This window comes from Mesorhizobium sp. (genome assembly GCF_024509055.1).
Lineage (GTDB): Bacteria > Pseudomonadota > Alphaproteobacteria > Rhizobiales > Rhizobiaceae > Mesorhizobium.
This window is the reverse complement of sequence record NZ_JANINM010000430.1, coordinates 1-16,682: the sequence shown is the minus strand read 5'-3', so window position 1 is coordinate 16,682 and position 16,682 is coordinate 1. Positions and strand designations below refer to the sequence as shown.

17 protein-coding genes are annotated in these 16,682 nt (G+C 64.2%); 14 read left to right on the top strand and 3 right to left on the bottom strand.

What is annotated here, in order from left to right; translation table 11 throughout:
- Positions 1-89: 89 nt before the first annotated feature.
- The gene (locus tag Q0L57_RS23765) at positions 90-1,193 is read right to left on the bottom strand and encodes a lactonase family protein (protein WP_296745498.1); all 1,104 of its coding nucleotides are present in this window, start codon (positions 1,191-1,193) and stop codon (positions 90-92) included.
- Between the two features lie 204 nt (positions 1,194-1,397).
- On the opposite strand from Q0L57_RS23765, the gene Q0L57_RS23760 reads away from it, so the two are divergent.
- The 8 genes from Q0L57_RS23760 to Q0L57_RS23725 are packed head-to-tail and all read left to right on the top strand — an operon-like array spanning position 1,398 to position 8,905.
- The gene (locus Q0L57_RS23760; RefSeq protein WP_296745497.1) at positions 1,398-1,949 is read left to right on the top strand and encodes a MaoC family dehydratase; all 552 of its coding nucleotides are present in this window, start codon (positions 1,398-1,400) and stop codon (positions 1,947-1,949) included.
- A gap of 3 nt (positions 1,950-1,952) precedes the next feature.
- Positions 1,953-3,113, top strand: coding sequence for a CaiB/BaiF CoA-transferase family protein (locus tag Q0L57_RS23755; RefSeq protein ID WP_296745496.1), 1,161 nt, complete (start codon positions 1,953-1,955; stop codon positions 3,111-3,113).
- Positions 3,110-4,261: an extracellular solute-binding protein gene (locus Q0L57_RS23750; RefSeq protein WP_296745495.1), complete on the top strand. Its 1,152-nt coding sequence runs from the start codon at positions 3,110-3,112 to the stop codon at positions 4,259-4,261. The genes Q0L57_RS23755 and Q0L57_RS23750 overlap by 4 nt, the downstream gene beginning before the upstream one ends.
- A 25-nt stretch (positions 4,262-4,286) precedes the next feature.
- On the top strand, positions 4,287-5,471 hold the full coding sequence (locus Q0L57_RS23745; protein ID WP_296745494.1) for a substrate-binding domain-containing protein: 1,185 nt from the start codon (positions 4,287-4,289) through the stop codon (positions 5,469-5,471).
- Positions 5,472-5,528: 57 nt separating this feature from the next.
- Positions 5,529-6,266 carry an ATP-binding cassette domain-containing protein gene (locus Q0L57_RS23740; protein ID WP_296745493.1) on the top strand — a complete coding sequence of 246 codons (738 nt, stop codon included), beginning with the start codon at positions 5,529-5,531 and terminating at the stop codon, positions 6,264-6,266.
- A complete protein-coding gene (locus Q0L57_RS23735; RefSeq protein ID WP_296745492.1) occupies positions 6,259-6,996 on the top strand; it encodes an ATP-binding cassette domain-containing protein in 738 nt (245 codons plus the stop codon). The genes Q0L57_RS23740 and Q0L57_RS23735 overlap by 8 nt, the downstream gene beginning before the upstream one ends.
- Positions 6,993-7,934 (top strand): ABC transporter permease, encoded by a 942-nt coding sequence (locus Q0L57_RS23730; RefSeq protein ID WP_296745491.1) that lies wholly within the window; start codon positions 6,993-6,995, stop codon positions 7,932-7,934. Before Q0L57_RS23735 ends, Q0L57_RS23730 begins: the two co-directional genes overlap by 4 nt.
- A 5-nt stretch (positions 7,935-7,939) precedes the next feature.
- The gene (locus Q0L57_RS23725; protein WP_296745490.1) at positions 7,940-8,905 is read left to right on the top strand and encodes an ABC transporter permease; all 966 of its coding nucleotides are present in this window, start codon (positions 7,940-7,942) and stop codon (positions 8,903-8,905) included.
- A gap of 68 nt (positions 8,906-8,973) precedes the next feature.
- Here the strand turns inward: Q0L57_RS23725 and Q0L57_RS23720 are convergent, their stop codons facing one another.
- Both Q0L57_RS23720 and Q0L57_RS23715 read right to left on the bottom strand, forming a co-directional pair.
- Positions 8,974-9,813, bottom strand: coding sequence for an amidohydrolase (locus Q0L57_RS23720; protein ID WP_296745489.1), 840 nt, complete (start codon positions 9,811-9,813; stop codon positions 8,974-8,976).
- Positions 9,814-9,980: 167 nt separating this feature from the next.
- Positions 9,981-10,769, bottom strand: coding sequence for an IclR family transcriptional regulator (locus tag Q0L57_RS23715; protein ID WP_296745488.1), 789 nt, complete (start codon positions 10,767-10,769; stop codon positions 9,981-9,983).
- Between the two features lie 166 nt (positions 10,770-10,935).
- Here Q0L57_RS23715 and Q0L57_RS23710 point away from each other — a divergent pair, with 166 nt between their 5' ends.
- The 6 genes from Q0L57_RS23710 to Q0L57_RS23685 form a co-directional block, all read left to right on the top strand.
- Positions 10,936-12,252, top strand: a complete 1,317-nt coding sequence (locus Q0L57_RS23710) for a sugar ABC transporter substrate-binding protein (protein WP_296745487.1) — start codon at positions 10,936-10,938, stop codon at positions 12,250-12,252.
- Positions 12,253-12,376: 124 nt separating this feature from the next.
- Positions 12,377-13,273, top strand: a complete 897-nt coding sequence (locus tag Q0L57_RS23705) for a carbohydrate ABC transporter permease (RefSeq protein WP_071069571.1) — start codon at positions 12,377-12,379, stop codon at positions 13,271-13,273.
- Positions 13,274-13,275: 2 nt separating this feature from the next.
- Complete coding sequence (locus Q0L57_RS23700; protein ID WP_296745486.1) at positions 13,276-14,142, top strand: carbohydrate ABC transporter permease; 867 nt, start codon at positions 13,276-13,278, stop codon at positions 14,140-14,142.
- Between the two features lie 4 nt (positions 14,143-14,146).
- Complete coding sequence (gene ugpC / locus Q0L57_RS23695) at positions 14,147-15,244, top strand: sn-glycerol-3-phosphate ABC transporter ATP-binding protein UgpC (protein WP_296745485.1); 1,098 nt, start codon at positions 14,147-14,149, stop codon at positions 15,242-15,244.
- A 2-nt stretch (positions 15,245-15,246) separates the two neighbouring features.
- Positions 15,247-16,359 carry a mandelate racemase/muconate lactonizing enzyme family protein gene (locus Q0L57_RS23690; RefSeq protein WP_296745484.1) on the top strand — a complete coding sequence of 371 codons (1,113 nt, stop codon included), beginning with the start codon at positions 15,247-15,249 and terminating at the stop codon, positions 16,357-16,359.
- A gap of 10 nt (positions 16,360-16,369) precedes the next feature.
- On the top strand, positions 16,370-16,682 hold a 313-nt coding region (locus Q0L57_RS23685; RefSeq protein ID WP_296745483.1), incomplete at its 3' end, for an L-rhamnose mutarotase.

The following is a 16,682-nucleotide window of genomic DNA, read 5'->3' as shown; positions in this document are numbered from 1 at the left end:
TCCAGATCGCTTGCGCAATGCTATGGATGCGGTGAATGTCGATTCAGCCTAGAGCCTTGCGACCTGACACTGTGACCGTATCGGCTGTCTCAAGGGGCCGGTACGATGCGCACGCACATCGGCGTTCCGATTTCGATGGCGTGGCCCGTGTCGGTCAGCCGGCCGCTCTTCTCGTCCCGCGCGAAGATCGAGATGCGGTCGGCATTCTGGTTGGCTGAAAACAGATGCCTGCCGGATGGCGTGAGCGCGAGGTTGCGCGGCGTGGCGCCGCCACAGGGCGTGAAGTCGACCGGATCGAGTGTTCCCGATTGCTGATCGACCGAGAAGATGGCGACGCTGTCATGGCCACGATTGGAGCCGTAGACGAACCGGCCGTCGGGCGAGATCTGGATGTCGGCGCAGTGGTTGGTCGCGCGGGCGTGTGCCGGCACCGCCGGCTTGGCATCGATCAATTCGAGCCGGCCCGAGGCGTGGTCCAGCGCCAGTGACACGACGGTCGAGTCGAGCTCGTTCATGACGAAGACGAACTTGCCGTTCGGATGCAGCGCGACGTGGCGGGGGCCGGCGCCGGGTGCGAGAGCGGATTCGGCGAGCTTGCGCAAATTGCCGTTTGGCTCGATCCGGTAGGACACCAACTGGTCGATGCCGAGATCGGCGACGATGGCGATGCCGCCCTGGATGGTCTCGGTGACGCTGTGGGCGTGCGACCGCTCCTGGCGATCGGCGTTTGGTCCAGTCCCGGAATGAGCGACGCTCGCCAGCGGCGCGGTCAGCCCACCATCGGTCCCGATACCGAACACCGAAACCGCCTTGTCTGGGCCACCGGTACCCATCCCGTAGTTGGCGACCAGAAGCTTGGTGCCGTCGCGCGTTATGGTGTTGTGGGCGGTGATGCTGCCCAGAGCGGGCTGCTTGTTGACATAGGTCAGCGAGTTGGAGGCACGATCGAAGCGATAGGCGGAAACCGTACCCTCGCGCCAGGCGAAGACTTCCGAATTGGCGTAGATGCGCGATCCGTCCGGCGTCACCGACAGGAAGGTCGGGTTGTCGACTTCGTTGGTTTCGGCAAGTTTTTGCACGGCGAGCGTCGCCTCGTCGAACGCGTACACGCCGAGACCGACGCCGCGCGCTCCCTGGAAATAGGGCGCCTCCCGGTTGAGGCTGCCGACGAAGACAAGACAAGCGCTCTGCATTTCCAATTCCTCCCGTTGGCCGGCTGCCCGTGCCGGTGCTGGTCGCCAAAAATTTCGCCGATAGTCGCTTGCAAGGCAATCCCATATGTGAAAATATTATTTACAAAAGAAAATTGACGGGAGGAAAGCGATCATGCATCTCGCCATCCGGCATCGTGTCCGGAATCGCCTTGCAGGCTGCGCGGCAAGCGGCCGGAGCGGGGCATGAGCGGCTTCGCGCCAACCGTCGGCGTCGCCTCGACGCATCCGGCCGACATGCCCGAAGCGCATGCCGAAATACCCGTCTGGAATTCGGAAAACTGGTTCTACGAGGACTGGCAGGTCGGCCACAAAATCCGCTCGCTCCGCCGCACCATCGCGGAAGGCGAAAGCCATATGTTCAATGCCCTGGTGCTGGATATCCACCCTTATGTGCAGGACCAGATGTTCGCCGAGAAGGAGGGCATCTTCGGCAGGCGTCTGGTGGCTGGGGCCTTCGTGTTTTCGGCCGGTCTCGGCCTTGTCGCCACCAACTGCATCAACGCCTTTTCCTACGGCTACGACAAGCTGCGCTTCATCAAGCCGGTCTTCATCGGCGACACCATCTATTCGATCCGCACCAACCTCGACAAAAAGCCGCGGTACAAGGACATGGGCCTGATCCGCGCCAGCTATGAAGTCTTCAAGGGTGAAGGAGAGCTGGTGCTCTACTGCGAGCATCTGCAGACGGTGAAATACAAGAACCCGGCCGATTTCGTCGGCAAGACCGAGAAGTGAATCGTGGCCACTGATACCGAACTTCCCCTGACCGGGCTCGTCGTCGTCGACATGAGCCAGTTCCTGTCGGGACCTTACTGCTCGCTTCGCCTGCTCGACCTCGGCGCGCGCGTCATCAAGATCGAGCGGCCTGACGGCGGCGATCTCTCACGCCGGCTTTATCTCAGCGACACCGAGATCGGCGGCGACTCCACCATTTTCCACGCCATCAACCGCGGCAAGGAGAGTTTTGCAGTCGATTTGAAGGATAAGGCCGATCTCGCCGCGTTGCGCGAGCTGATCGCCAAGGCCGACGTGCTTATCCAGAACTTCAGGCCGGGCGTCATCGAGCGGCTCGGCCTTGACTACGAGCATGTCAGGACGATCAATCCACGGCTCGTCTATGCCTCGATCAGCGGCTATGGCGAGGAAGGTCCCTGGGTGAAGCGTCCGGGACAGGATCTGCTTGCGCAGTCGCGTTCCGGCGTGATGTGGCTGAACGGCGACGAGGACCAGGGACCTGTCCCGTTCGGCCTGGCGATTGCCGACATGCTGGCGGGCGCCGCCTGCGCGCAAGGCATCCTCGCCAAGCTGGTACGGCGCGGCATCACCGGGCAGGGCGGTCACGTCGAGACCAGCCTCTTGGAAGCGCTGATCGATTTCCAGTTCGAGGTGCTGACCACCCATCTCAACGACGGCCGCCGCTTGCCCAAGCGTTCGTCGTTCCGTAGCGCTCACGCTTATCTTTCGGCGCCTTACGGCGTCTATCCGGCCAAGGACGGCTATCTGGCCATTGCCATGACGCCAATCCCGAAGCTCGCCGACCTGCTCGAGTTGCCGGAACTGGACCCGTTCCGCGACAAGCCGGCAACGTGGTTCACTGCCCGTGACGAGATCAAGGCGATCATTGCCAAGCGTGTTGCCGAGAAAACCATCGACGAATGGCTGGCCGTCCTCGAACCCGCCGACGTCTGGTGCGCCAAGGTGCTGACCTGGCCGGAACTGATGGAGAGCGACGGCTTCAAGACGCTCGACATGCTGCAGACCGTGACGCGCGAGGACAATGTCTCGATCCTCACCACGCGCACGCCGTTGCGAGTCGACGGTGCGCGCGCAAAGGTCGAGCGCGCCGCGCCCCGCATCGGCGAGCACAGCGACCGGATCCGCAAGGAGTTCGGGCTGTGAGCGAGGTCCGGCTGAAAGGCATGACCTGGAGCCATCCGCGCGGCTACGACCCGATGGTGGCGTGCTCGGCGCTTTGGAAAGAAAAAACCGGCGTTTCGATCGAGTGGGAAAAGCGGTCGCTGCAGGACTTCGAATCCTTCCCCGTCGAGGAACTCGCGCGCGCTTATGACCTGATCGTCATCGACCATCCGCATGTCGGCCAGATCACCGGCGAGAAGTGCCTGGCGCCGCTCGATGTGCCGGGACGCGAGGCCGAACGCGACGCGCTGGCGAAGGGAAGCATCGGCAAGTCCTATCCGAGCTACAATTGGCGGGGGCGGCAATGGGCGTTCCCGATCGATGCGGCAACGCAGGTGCAGGCCTGGCGGCCCGATCTGATCGAAGCGGCGCCGACGATCTGGACCGAAGTGCTGGAACTCGCCCAGCAGGGTCGCGTGCTGTTGCCGCTCAGGCCGCCACACTCGCTGATGTGTTTCTACACATTAGCCGCCGATCTCGGCCGGCCATGCGCGGTCGACGGGGCAGGAGACCTGGTCGATAGCGAGACGGGCGCAGCCGCCTTCGAAATGCTGCGCGAGATTGCGGCGCTGGTCGATCCGGCCTGCCTCGGGATGGATCCCATCGCCGTATTTGAAAAAATGGCCGAGAGCACCTCGGGGATCGCCTGCTCGCCGCTGATCTATGGCTATGTTCCCTATGCCGTGGCGGGTTTCCGGCCGCGCCGTCTTGCCTTTGCCGACATGCCGGTCGCCGGCGGCAATGGCCCAGTCGGCTCGGCGCTCGGTGGAACCGGCATTGCCGTCTCCGCCTTCTCCGCCGCGCGCGAGGCCGCAATCGACTTCGCCTATTGGATCGCCAGCGGCGACGTGCAACGCGGGCCCTACGCCGCCGCTGGCGGCCAGCCTGGCCATGCCGCGGCCTGGGAAGATGAGGCGGTGAACGCCGCCACCAACGACTTCTATCGCGACACGCGGGCGACGCTCGAAGGCGCGTGGGTCCGCCCGCGCCATGACGGCTACATGGCGTTCCAGCAGCAGGCTTCCGACCGCATCAACGAGGGGCTTGCCGAAGGGCATGAAGCCCGGGGCGTCATCGCCGACATCAATCGCCTTTTCCGAGAGAGTTTCGCGCCGGCAACCGCCGGCTAGTTCCAGTGCACCAAGGGAGGAAGAAATGACCAGCCTGATACGCGGCCTTCTCGCCGCAACCGCGATAGTCGCGGTTCCGTTTGCCGCCCATGCCGCGGATGTAAAATCGGTGATCGACGGCCTGCCGGCCGAACTCAAGGCGCAGTATGACGGCGCGCCGCAAAAGGTGCTGCCGTCGGTCTGGGACAATTTCACCCCGCCGGCCAAGCCGTGGAAGTGGTGCCATTCGGAGAGCTACCAGGGCAATCCATGGCGCGTCTCGGTCACCAAGGAGCTGAAGCGGCTGGTCGATGGGCTGATCGCCGACGGCACGGTATCGAGCTTCGAAGTGTCGGATTCGAACAATGATCCCAGCCAGCAGATCAACCAGATCCGCGCCTTCATCGACAAGAAGTGCTCGATCATCACCTCGATCCCGGGCTCGGCGACGGCGCTTGACGATGCCGTGGACGCCGCGGCCAAGGCAGGCATTCCCTTCATCACCGCCGCCGGCTCGATCACCAGCCCGAATGCCATCAACGTCGATTCCAACTATGCCCGCTGGGGCTATGACATGATGACGGCGATCGGCAAGGCAAAGCCGGACGCCAGCGTGCTGGTGGTCGAAGGCATCGCCGGGCACCCGATCGTGGTCCAGGAGAAGCAGGGCGCCGACAAGGCTCTTGCCGAGAACAAGGGCCTCAAGGTCGCGCGCACGGTCAACGGCAACTGGACGGCCAACGTCACCAAGACCGTGGTGCTGCAGGCTATCGCGACCAATCCGGCGCCGATCGACGCGGTCTGGACGACAGGCAGCGAAAGCCGCGTCGTGGCGGAGGCCTTTGCGGAGGCGGGGCGTCCGGCACCGCTGATCACCGGCTCGATCACCGGCGACGCCCTCGGCTATTGGAAGGCGAACCCGGACAAGTACCGTTTCGAGGGCCATGCCGTTCTGCCGGGCTGGACGGCGCAGACGCTGTTCCGGGTCGGCGTCCGCATGCTCGACGGCCAGAAGCCGAAGCTCAACACGCTGCTCATCCCGATCCCGCCGGTGCACGCAGCCGAGCTCGACAAATGGTACAAGGACTGCATGACGCCGGACGCCGTTTCGGTCTTCCCGGTGCCGCCGACGGACCCCATGCCCGAGAACGTGCTCGACGCCTATTTCGCCAATCCAGCTCCGACCAAGGGCTGGGATTACTCCAAGGTGCCGGACGCCTGCGCCAAGTGATGCTGTGCGAAGCCGGCCCTTGCTGAAGGGCCGGCTTCTCTTTACCTGGATGAACTCATGCTTGAAGTCCAAGGCGTCTCAAAACGCTATGGCGAGACGGTCGCGTTGGCGGAGGCTTCCATCGCTTTCCGGCCAGGCACGATCCATACGATCCTCGGCGAGAACGGCTCGGGCAAAAGCACGCTGGTCAAGCTTCTGTCCGGCATCGTGCAGCCGGACGGCGGCGCGATCCTGCTCGACGGCAAGGCCTTTTCAGGAACGCAGCCGGCTGCCTTCCAGGCCGCCGGCTTCGCGACCGTGTTCCAGGAAGTGCTGGTCGCGCCAGACCGTTCGGTGACCGACAACATCCTGCTCGGCCTCGATGGCTTCTGGCGGCGAACCGTGCCGCGCGGCGAGCGTCGGGCCAGGGCTCAGGCTGCCTTGAGCCGTTTTGCGGTCACGCCGATCGACCTCGATCAAACGTGCCGGGAGCTTCCGCTTGCCGCCCAGCAGCTTGTCGTGCTGGCGCGCGCCGTGATCCGCAACCCACGCGTCCTCATTCTCGACGAGGTGACGGCAGCGCTCGATTTCGCCGACCGCGAGTCGGTCTTCGCTTTGATGCGCGCCATGGCCGGGCAGGGGACCCTGATCCTGTTCATCACCCACCGCATGGATGAGGTGATGGCGCTTTCCGATCGCATTTCGATCCTGCGCGCCGGGCGCGTGGTGAAGACCGAGGAGCGTGGCGTGTCGACAGCCGCAGAACTACTCGCGGCCATGGCGCCGCAAACTGCCGCGGAGCTGGCGCATGGCTGACGGCAAAGCACTTCGGATCGGAGACCTCGTCATCGCGCCGGGCGTCGATCCGATCAGCCAGACGATCGCGCCGGGCGAGATCGTCGGTCTTGCCGGTCTCGACGGCCATGGCCAGGACCGCTTCCTACGCACGCTGGCCGGGCTGGAGCGGCCGGTCTCGGGCGGGATCGCCGTCGATGGACAGTCTGGGTCGATAACCAGCTTTCGCAAGGCCGTCGCCGGCGGCATCGCCTATCTGCCGCGCGACCGCCGCTCGACCGGCATTTTCCCGACGCAGTCGGTGCTCGACAATTTCGCGATTTCTACCGTGTCGAATGACCGTCGTTTCGGGCTGCTCAGTTTCGCGGCCCGACGCCGTCGCTATGAGGCCTACAGACAGAAGCTCGGCATCGTTGCGCCGCGTCCCGACGCGGCCATAACGACATTATCCGGTGGCAATCAGCAGAAGGTGCTGCTCGCCCGGGCTCTCGCCCTTGAGCCCAGCTTCTTGCTGCTCAACGACCCGACGCGCGGCGTCGACGTGGCGACCCGTCACGTGCTCTACGACGTCTTCCGCGGTCTTGCCACGGACGGCATGGCCCTGGTGATCCTGTCCAGCGAGATCGAGGAGATACTGCTTTTGTGCCATCGCGTGCTGGTGTTCCGCGAGCAGCGCGTGTCTGCCGAGTTCTCCGGCGCGGAGATGACCACCGACGCGGTGATCGCAGCCATGTTCGGACGCGCCGCATGAGCCCGCTCTTTCGCAGACTGAGTGGGGTCGGCTTTGCCGTGGTGATGCTCGTCGTCCTGCTTGTGCTCAATGTCGCGCTCAATCCGGCGCGCTTTCAGCCCTCGTCCTGGGGCACGCTGCTGGGGTTGGCCGCACCCCTGATCGGCGCGGCCGTGGCCTCGGCGCCGGTCATCCTGGCGGGACGCGGCGGCATCGACATCTCGGTCGGACCGCTGATGGGCTTCGTCAACGCCCTGGTCATCCAGGTGCTGTTCCTCAGTCTTGGCATTTCGTCGCCGTGGATCATCGTTCCGGCGGCGCTGCTGGTCGGGGCGTTGGTCGGCGGCGCGAACGGCGTGCTCGCCACGATCCTGCGCATTCAGCCGATCGTGGCCACGCTCGGCACCTATCTGATCCTGACCGGCGTCACGCTGACCATCCTGCCGGCGCCGATAGGCCCGGCGCCGGATTGGCTGAAGGCGATGTCCGGTCCGCTTTCGGTCGTGCCGCTGGCGCTGATCGGCCTGTGCTGGCTTCTCGTGCGCCGGACACCCTATTACGACCTGCTGATGGTTGTCGGCAGCGACGACCGCGCCGCCTACACCGCCGGCGTTCCGGTGACCAAGGTGCGGCTCATCGCCTACGTCCTGACCGGCATCTTCGCCGCCGGCGCCGGGCTGATGCTCACCTCGCTGATAGGCTCGGCCGACCCCAATATCGGCCCGACCTATACGCTGATCGCCATCGCCGCCGTGGCACTCGGCGGCGTCAGCCTCGCCGGCGGACGCGGCGGACTTGGCGGCGCGGCTATCGGCGCCGTCGACATCTTCCTGCTGCAGAGCCTGCTCACCACCTTCAACGTCTCCACCTATGTGCTGCAGATCGCCTATGGCCTGATCCTCGTCGTCGCCGTGGTGCTGACGGCGATGCAGGAACGGCTTTCGGCGCGGAAAGGCTGACCGGTATGATCGGCAACTGGTTCCACTCCACCAATGCCCGCATCGCCGGCGCCTTCCTGATGGCGCTGCTGCTCCAGATCGTCGGCACGTTGCTCATTCCCGGCTATTCGGCGCCCTTCGCCATCCGCGCGCTGCTGGTCATCGCCTCGCTGCTGGCGGTCGCTTCCATCGGCCAGACGCTGGTCGTCATCCTCGGCGGCATCGACCTGTCGATTCCCTTCGTCATCGGCTTCGCCAATGTCGTGGCGGCGCAGCTTTATGGCCAGGGCTGGAACTTCGCCCTGGTCTGCGCCGTGGTCGGTGTGCTCGCCATCGCGATCGGCGCGCTGAACGGGCTGATCTCGCGCGGGTTCAGCATCCATCCGCTGATCGTCACGCTGGGCATCGGCATGATCGTCCAGGGAGCGGTGCTGTTGTGGACCGGCGGCTTCCCTTCCGGCTCGGCGCCCGAGGCCGTGTCCAGTTTCGTCTCGATCGGCGGCTCGGTCGGTCCGTTGCCCGTGCCCTTGCTGGTGCCCTGCCTCGTCGTGCTGACCGCGCTGATCGTGCTGGTGCTTGCCCGCACGCCCTATGGGCGCCGCCTCTATGCGGTCGGCAGCAATCCGGAGGCCGCGCCGCTGGCGCTGATCGATCCGCTGCGCATGTGGATCGTCACCTATGCGGCCAGCGCTTTCTTCGCCGCGGTCGCCGGCGTGCTGCTGCTCGGCTTCACCGGTTCTGCCTATGGCGATGTCGGCCAGCCCTATCTGTTCCAGACGATTGCCGCCGTCGTGGTCGGCGGCGCGGCGTTGGTTGGCGGGCGCGGCAGCTATCTCGGCACCATCGCCGGCGTCCTGGTGCTCACCGAAATCAACACGCTGCTGATCGGCCTCGGCTTCCGGCCGTCGACGGTGCAGGCCGCGCTCGGCCTTGTCATCCTGCTGTTGGTCTCGCTTTACGGCCGCGAACGCCACGTTCGGGCGACGATCTAGGTGCAATTCCAGGAAAAGTGTGAAGCGGTTTTCCGTCCGGAATTGCATCAATCAAGAAGAGCGAGCGACTATCCAAGCCGCCACAGCCGGCGCGCATTGCCCGAAAGCAGGCGCGTCCGCTCCGAGTCGCTCGTGCCCGCCAGCAGCGCGTGCGTGGCGGCAATCCAGGTGGTCAGCCCGCCGCCCAGCGTGCAGACCGGCCAGTCGCTGCCCCATACCACCCGGTCCCAACCGAAGCCGCTGATCGTGTGCTCGACATACGGCTTGAGCGTTTCGACCGTCCAGGTCTCCGGATCGGCATAGGCGACGACGCCGGAAATCTTGCCCACGACATTGGGTCGCTTTGCGATCGCCTCCATATGCTCGCGCCACGGGTGCTCGGCATTGCCCTTGATGTCGGGCACGCCGCAATGGTCGAGGATGAACTGGACGTCCGGCGCGAGGTCGGCAAGCGCCATTGCCTTCGGGATCTGGTGCGGCAGCACCACGAGGTCGAAGGTCAGGCCGGTGCCGGCCAGCCGCTTGATGTTCTGGCGAAACAACGCCCCTTCCGAAAGATCGTCGGGCACGACATGCAGCACGCGGCGGAAACCCTTGACGAACGGTTCGGCCTTGACCGTCTCCAGATAGGCCTCGAAGCCAGGCTCTTCGGGGCGGCAGGAGGCGATCGCGCCCTTGAGCATGCTGCCCGGCCGGCCGGCGATCGACTTCACATGGGCGGTCTCGGCGGCGATGTCGGCTGGGTCGACATCGACTTCCATATGGAGGACGCCCTCGATACCGCAACGCCTCGCATCGGCGGCATATTCATCATAGGAGAAATCGCGGTTCAGCGCCGGCGCGCCGGCAAGCCACGGGTAGCGAAGCGCGCTCTGGTCGATGAGATGCAGATGCGTGTCGATGATCATGGCGGCTTATCCTCCGTGGCCCTGGAGAATGATCCCGAAAAGTTGCGGACTTTTCGGATAAGATCATGCTCCAAAAACAAAAACTTATAGCGGGATGGCGGGTTGCCTCGGGTTCATCCCGCTCCAAGGCACTATCTCGCCGAAAAATCCATTATTCAAATAAGAAATTACGACGATTGCGGCACGTCCGATCCGGCGAGCTGCGAGAGCCTTGCCGCGGCGCTCAGCAGGTGCTGGATCGTCAGCGTGATGTCAGGCGCGGCAGACGCGTTCACAAGCGTGATATAGGGGATGGTCAGCGCCGCGATGGCCCTGCCGTCCGGCCCCAGCACGGGCGTCGACAGATTGTAGACACCGGCGGTCTGCAGAGACGCCATCATCTCGTAGCCGCGGTCGCGCACCTGGTCGAGGCGGGCGAAGAACTCTGGCGTCAGGTTGAGCTGTTCGGTGCTCTGCAGATGCTCGGCGATCATCATCTTGCGCTCCTCAGCCGAGCGGAAGGCGAGCAGCACATGGCCCGAGCCGGTATCGAACAGGCTGATATGCGAGCCGACGCGGATCGATATACCCCAGTAGCGCGGCGCTTCCTGCTGCGCGATGACCACTGCCGCGCCGCGGTCGAACACCACCAGTTGGTTGGCCTGCCATGAGGTTTCGGCGAGTTCCCGCATGATCGGCGTCGCATAGGACACAAGCCTGCGCACCGGCGCGTGGAGCTGGGCGAGGCCGAAAAGCTTGAGCGTCAGCGAATAGCGGTCGCCATCGATCTTGGTCACATAACCGCGCCGCACAAGGCGGTCGAGCATCCGGTAGAACTCGTTCGGGCTGCGGTCGAGCCGCTTGGCGATCTCCGCCTGCGTCAGCCCGCCATCCACGCTGGACAAGAGTTCGAGGATGTCCAGCCCCTTGTCGAGCGCCGGCGCGCGGTAGCGGTCCCCATCGTCTTCCTCTGCCACCTGCCCCTCCAGTGAATTTCGGTCTGCATATATGCATGAACTTCATTCCGCTGGAAGCATAATCGGCTTGACCCGGGAATGAAAATGCTATTTGCATATGAATGAAACCTGATCGGCGCGGTTCCGCATCCTGCGGGCCGCCGCCACAGGCTCATGGGAGGAGAACATGACGAGACTGCTTCTGGCCGCTTCCACTGCCCTGGCCGGACTGATGCTGAGCGGCGCTGCGTTTTCGGCCGACCTGCCCGGTAAATTTCCGGGCGTGACGATCGACGTGAAGCTGATCGGCGGCCAGCAATATGAAAAGCTCTACGAGCGCATCCCCGAATGGGAGAAGGCGACCGGCGCCAAGGTCAACATCCTGACCAAGAAGAACGGCTTCGACATCGACAAGGAATTGAAGTCCGACATCGCCTCGGGCAGCACCAACTGGTGCGTCGGCTGGAACCATTCGTCCTTCGCGCCGCAATATACGGGCCTTTACACCGATCTCAGCAAGCTGCTGCCGAAGGAAGAGATCGACGCTTTCGTCCCGTCGACGATCAAGGCCGCGACCATCGACGGCAAGCTCGAGATGCTGCCGCGCGCGCAGTTCGACGTCTCGGCGCTCTACTACCAGAAGAGCCTCTACGAGAACGCCGACAACAAGGCCAAGTTCAAGGCCAAATATGGCTACGATCTCGTGCCGCCGGACACCTGGAAGGAAGTCACCGACCAGGCCGAGTTCTTCGCCAATCCGCCGAATTTCTACGGCACCCAGTTCGCCGGCAAGGAAGAGGCGATCAACGGCCGCTTCTACGAAATGGTGGTCGCCGAAGGTGGCGAATATCTCGACAAGGACGGCAAGCCCGCCTTCAATTCCGAGGCCGGTGTCCGGGCGCTCGACTGGTTCGTCAATCTCTACAAGGCCAAGGCCGTGCCGGCCGGCACCACCAATTATCTCTGGGACGATCTCGGCCAGGGTTTCGCCTCGGGCACCGTGGCGATCAACCTCGACTGGCCGGGCTGGGCCGGTTTCTTCAATGACCCGAAGTCGTCGAAAGTGGCCGGTAATGTGGGCGTGAAGGTTGCGCCCAAGGGTTCTTCCGGCAAGCGCACCGGCTGGTCGGGCTTCCATGGCTTTTCGGTGACCGAGAACTGCCCGAACAAGGAGGCCGCTGCTTCCCTGGTCTGGTGGCTGACCAACGAGGACAGCCAGAAGCTGGAAGCCGCCGCCGGTCCCCTGCCGACCCGCACCGCGGTCTGGGACTGGGACCTGAAGCAGGCTGAAAACGATCCTTACAAGAAGGAAGTTCTCGCCGCCTTCCAGGAAGAAGCCAAGCACGCCTTCGCCGTGCCGCAGACGCCTGAATGGATCGAAATCTCAAACGCCGTCTATCCTGAACTCCAGGCCGCCATCCTCGGCGACAAGACGGCCAAGCAGGCGCTGGACGAGGCGGCCGCCAAGGCAACGCAGATCCTCCAGGACGCGGGCAAGCTCTAGCCCTCGCGCCCCGACCGCCTCCCCTGCCTATCGGGGAGGCGGCCGCGTATGCCGGCACGCAGACTTAAGCGCCGTGCCCGGTTTCCGGCCGGGCTGTTCCATGCAATTCATTCACAGGGTCCCGATGAAGGGCTTCAAGCCATCCGCGCCGTTCCTGCTGCTGCTTCCGGCCATCATCGTGCTGGCGGCGGTCGTGGTGCTGCCGTTGATCCTGTCGCTCTATTCCAGCTTCACGCCGTTCCGCCTGACGCGGCCCGAGACCTTCTTCGTCTTCGTCGGCTTCCGGAATTATCTGTCGATCCTCTCCAACGCCGATTTCTGGTGGGCCTTCGGCCGCACCGTTCTGTTGCTCACCATCGCGTTGAACCTCGAAATGCTGCTGGGGCTCGGCCTGGCGATGCTGGTCGAGAAGGCGACGCGCGGCCAGCGCATCCTGCGCACGCTGATGATGTTCCCGATGATGTTCTCGCCGATCCTCGTCGGCTTCCAGTTCAAGTTCATGTTCAATGACAATATCGGCCTGGTGAACAACGCGCTGCAGTCGCTCGGCATCACGCAGGATGCCATCCCGTGGCTGATCGAGGGCCATCTCGCCTTCATCGCCATCTCGATCGCCGAGATCTGGTCGTCGACCTCGATCTTCGCCATCCTGATCCTGGCCGGGCTTCTCGCCATGCCGAAGGAGCCGATCGAGGCGGCGCGCGTCGATGGCTGCACGCCCTGGCAGACCTTCCGCTATGTGACCTGGCCCTTCGTCATGCCCTTCGCCTACATCGCCATGACGATCCGCTCGCTCGACGTGGCGCGCGCCTACGACATCGTCAAGATCATGACCGATGGCGGCCCGGCCGGCCGCACCGAGCTGTTGTGGACGCTGGTCGGGCGCACCGCCTACAGCGACGCCCGCATGGGCCTGGCCAACGCCATGGCCTATTTCTCGATCCTGCTGTCGATCGCCTTCACCGTTTATTTCTACAACAAGCTCGCCGCGGCGCGCGCGCAGATCGGCGCGGAGTGGTGACGATGGACGAGAACGCCTCCGCCCGCCTCACGCGCCGCGCGCTGACCGTCGCGCACCGTGTCGGCCTCTTCCTCGCCATGCTGGTCATCTGCCTGCCGGGCATCTGGATCGTGCTGTCGTCGCTCAGGCCCACTGTCGAGATCATGGCCAAGCCGCCGGTCTGGATTCCCCAGCAGCTCTCCTTCGACGCCTACATCGCCATGTTCAGCGGCATCGGCAAGGGCGGCATTCCGGTGCTCGACTATTTCCGCAATTCCCTGATCATCTCGGTCACCTCGACGGTGATCGCGGTGGCCATCGGCATGGCCGGCGGTTACGCCTTCGCGCGTTACCGCTTTCGCGGCAAGTCGGGCATGTTCCTCGGCCTGATGCTGACGCGCACCGTGCCCGGCATCGCGCTCTCGCTGCCCCTGTTCTTCCTCTATGTGCGGCTGGGCATCATCGACACCCATATCGGCATGATCCTCGCTTATGTCGCGCTCAACGTGCCGTTCACGATCTGGCTGATCGACGGCTTCTTCCGCCAGGTGCCGAAGGACCTTGCCGAAGCAGCCCAGATCGACGGCTGCACGCGCTGGCAGGCGTTCTGGCAGGTCGAATTCCCGCTGGCGCGTCCAGGCATCGCCGCGGCGGCGATCTTCGCTTTCCTCACCTGCTGGAACGAATTCGCTTTGGCCTCGCAGCTCACCCGCTCCGTCAATTCCAAGACGCTGCCCGTCGGGCTGCTCGACTACACGGCCGAGTTCACCATCGACTGGCGCGGCATGTGCGCGCTGGCCGTGGTGATGATCATTCCGGCGCTGACCCTCACCTACATCGTCCAGAAACACCTTGTCGGCGGCCTCACCTCCGGCGCGGTGAAAGGTTGACTTCATGGCAACGGTTTCACTGAAAAAGCTCACCAAGCGCTACGGCAACGTCGGGATCGTGCATGGCATCGATCTCGAGATCGCCGACCGCGAATTCATCGCGCTGGTCGGTCCTTCGGGTTGCGGCAAGTCGACGACCTTGCGCATGATCGCCGGCCTCGAGGATATCAGCGGCGGCAACATCGACATCGGCGGACGCACGGTCAACGACCTGCCGCCGCGTTCGCGCAACATCTCGATGGTGTTCCAGTCCTACGCGCTCTACCCGCACATGACGGTGCGTGAGAACCTCGGTTTCTCGCTGAAGATTGCTGGCGCCGCCAAGGACGACATGGATCGCCGCGTGGCGGAGGCCTCCGCCATCCTCGGCCTTGACGAACTGCTGGAGCGTCGCCCCTCGCAACTCTCCGGCGGCCAGCGCCAGCGTGTCGCCATGGGCCGCGCCATCGTGCGCGATCCGGACGTCTTCCTGTTCGACGAGCCGCTCTCCAACCTCGACGCCAAGCTGCGCACGCAGATGCGCACCGAGATCAAGAAGCTGCATGCCAAGGTTAAGTCGACGGTCATCTACGTCACCCACGATCAGGTCGAGGCGATGACGCTGGCGGACCGCATCGTCATCATGCGCTCGGGCAATATCGAGCAGGTCGGCACGCCGGACGAGGTGTTCAGCCGTCCCGCGACCCGCTTCGTCGCAGGCTTCATCGGCTCGCCGCCGATGAACCTCCACGAGGCGACGGTGAGCGATGGCAGGCTGGTCTTCAGCGGCGGCGACAGCCTGCCGCTGCCCGGGCAGTTCAAGTCCAGGACGGCGGCCGGCGACAAGGTCGTGTTCGGCATCCGTCCCGACGATTTCTACCCGACAGGCCACGGCCTGAGCTCCGGTGGCGAAACCGAAGTCCACCGCGTCGAGCTGCCGGTCAGCATCACCGAGCCGCTCGGCAATGAAACGCTGGTCTTCGCCGAGTTCAACGGCACCGACTGGGTGTCGCGAATGCTCAATCCGAGGCCACTGAAAGCCGGCGACCGGATCGGCATGAGTTTCGACCTCAGCCGCGCGCATCTGTTTTCCGCCGAAACCGGCAAGTCGCTGAGGAGCTGAGCATGGCGAAAATCGAAAAAGTCGAATTGCGCATGGTCGACCTCGTGCCGAAGGTCAAGCGCACGGACGCCATCCAGAGCTTCGTCAGCCAGGAAACGCCGATCGTCACCATCACCGATTCCGATGGCGCAACGGGCACCGGCTACAGCTACACGATCGGCACCGGCGGCTCCTCGGTGATGCGGCTTCTGGCCGACCATCTCGCGCCGCGTCTGATCGGCCGCGACGCCGACCAGATCGAGGCGGTCTGGCACGACCTCGAATTCGCCACCCACGCCACCACCATCGGCGCCATCACCGCGATCGCGCTGGCCGCGATCGACACGGCGCTTTGGGATCTGCGCGCCAGGAAGCAGAGCCTGCCGCTCTGGAAGCTGGCCGGCGGCGCCAAGGATCGATGCCCGCTCTACACCACGGAAGGCGGCTGGCTGCATATCGAGACGCAGGCGTTGGTCGATGATGCTTTGGCGGCGAAGGCCAAGGGCTTCACCGGTTCGAAGGTCAAGATCGGCAAGCCGCACGGCTCCGAGGACGTTGCGCGGCTGTCGGCGGTGCGCAAGGCGGTCGGCGACGGCTACGAGATCATGACCGACTGTAATCAGGGCTTTTCCGTCGACGAGGCGATCCGCCGCGCCGAGCGGTTGCGCGAGCTCGACCTCGCCTGGATCGAGGAGCCGCTGCCGGCCGACGACATCGACGGCCACGTGCGGTTGTCGAATTCGACCGCGACGCCGATCGCAGTCGGCGAGTCGCTCTATTCGATCAGGCATTTCCGCGAATATATGCAGAAGGGTGGCTGCAACATCATCCAGGTCGATGTCGGCCGCATCGGCGGCATCACCCCTTGGCTGAAAGTGGCCCACGCGGCGGAGGCCTTCGACATGCCGGTCTGTCCGCATTTCCTCATGGAGTTGCATGTCAGCCTGGTCTGCGCCATCCAGAACGGCAAATATGTCGAGTATATTCCTCAGCTCGATGAGTTGACGGGCGACAAGATGCGCATTGAGGATGGCCATGCTCTCGCGCCCAGCAAGCCCGGCCTCGGCATCGATTGGGATTGGGACGCGGTGAAGGCAAGAAGCATCGCCGAATTCACCACGACGATCGCGAAATAGGGAGACGGATATGCAGCGCATGGGGATGGTGCTGGGCTTGAAGCCCGAGAAGGTCGAGCAATATGTCCGGCTTCATGCCGACGTATGGCCGGACGTTCTCACCATGATCTCGGCCTGCAACATCAAGAACTATTCGATCTACCTGAAGCGGCCGGAGAATCTCCTGTTCTCCTATTTCGAATATCACGGCACCGACTACGCTGCCGACATGGCCAAGATGGCCGCCGATCCGAAGACCCAGGAATGGTGGGCTGTCTGCATGCCCTGCCAGGAGCCGCTGGAAACACGCAAGGAAGGCGAGTGGTGGGCGATGATGGACGAGG

Excerpts from the sequence above, each read along its gene's own strand:
- Q0L57_RS23710 (WP_296745487.1), top strand. The coding sequence starts at position 10,936 with ATGACGAGACTGCTTCTGGCCGCTTCCACTGCCCTGGCCGGACTGATG.
- Q0L57_RS23700 (WP_296745486.1), top strand. The coding sequence starts at position 13,276 with ATGGACGAGAACGCCTCCGCCCGCCTCACGCGCCGCGCGCTGACCGTC.
- Q0L57_RS23765 (WP_296745498.1), bottom strand. The coding sequence starts at position 1,193 with ATGCAGAGCGCTTGTCTTGTCTTCGTCGGCAGCCTCAACCGGGAGGCG.
- Q0L57_RS23740 (WP_296745493.1), top strand. The coding sequence starts at position 5,529 with ATGCTTGAAGTCCAAGGCGTCTCAAAACGCTATGGCGAGACGGTCGCG.
- Q0L57_RS23730 (WP_296745491.1), top strand. The coding sequence starts at position 6,993 with ATGAGCCCGCTCTTTCGCAGACTGAGTGGGGTCGGCTTTGCCGTGGTG.
- Q0L57_RS23720 (WP_296745489.1), bottom strand. The coding sequence starts at position 9,813 with ATGATCATCGACACGCATCTGCATCTCATCGACCAGAGCGCGCTTCGC.
- Q0L57_RS23725 (WP_296745490.1), top strand. The coding sequence starts at position 7,940 with ATGATCGGCAACTGGTTCCACTCCACCAATGCCCGCATCGCCGGCGCC.
- Q0L57_RS23690 (WP_296745484.1), top strand. The coding sequence starts at position 15,247 with ATGGCGAAAATCGAAAAAGTCGAATTGCGCATGGTCGACCTCGTGCCG.
- ugpC (WP_296745485.1), top strand. The coding sequence starts at position 14,147 with ATGGCAACGGTTTCACTGAAAAAGCTCACCAAGCGCTACGGCAACGTC.
- Q0L57_RS23735 (WP_296745492.1), top strand. The coding sequence starts at position 6,259 with ATGGCTGACGGCAAAGCACTTCGGATCGGAGACCTCGTCATCGCGCCG.
- Q0L57_RS23745 (WP_296745494.1), top strand. The coding sequence starts at position 4,287 with ATGACCAGCCTGATACGCGGCCTTCTCGCCGCAACCGCGATAGTCGCG.
- Q0L57_RS23760 (WP_296745497.1), top strand. The coding sequence starts at position 1,398 with ATGAGCGGCTTCGCGCCAACCGTCGGCGTCGCCTCGACGCATCCGGCC.
- Q0L57_RS23705 (WP_071069571.1), top strand. The coding sequence starts at position 12,377 with ATGAAGGGCTTCAAGCCATCCGCGCCGTTCCTGCTGCTGCTTCCGGCC.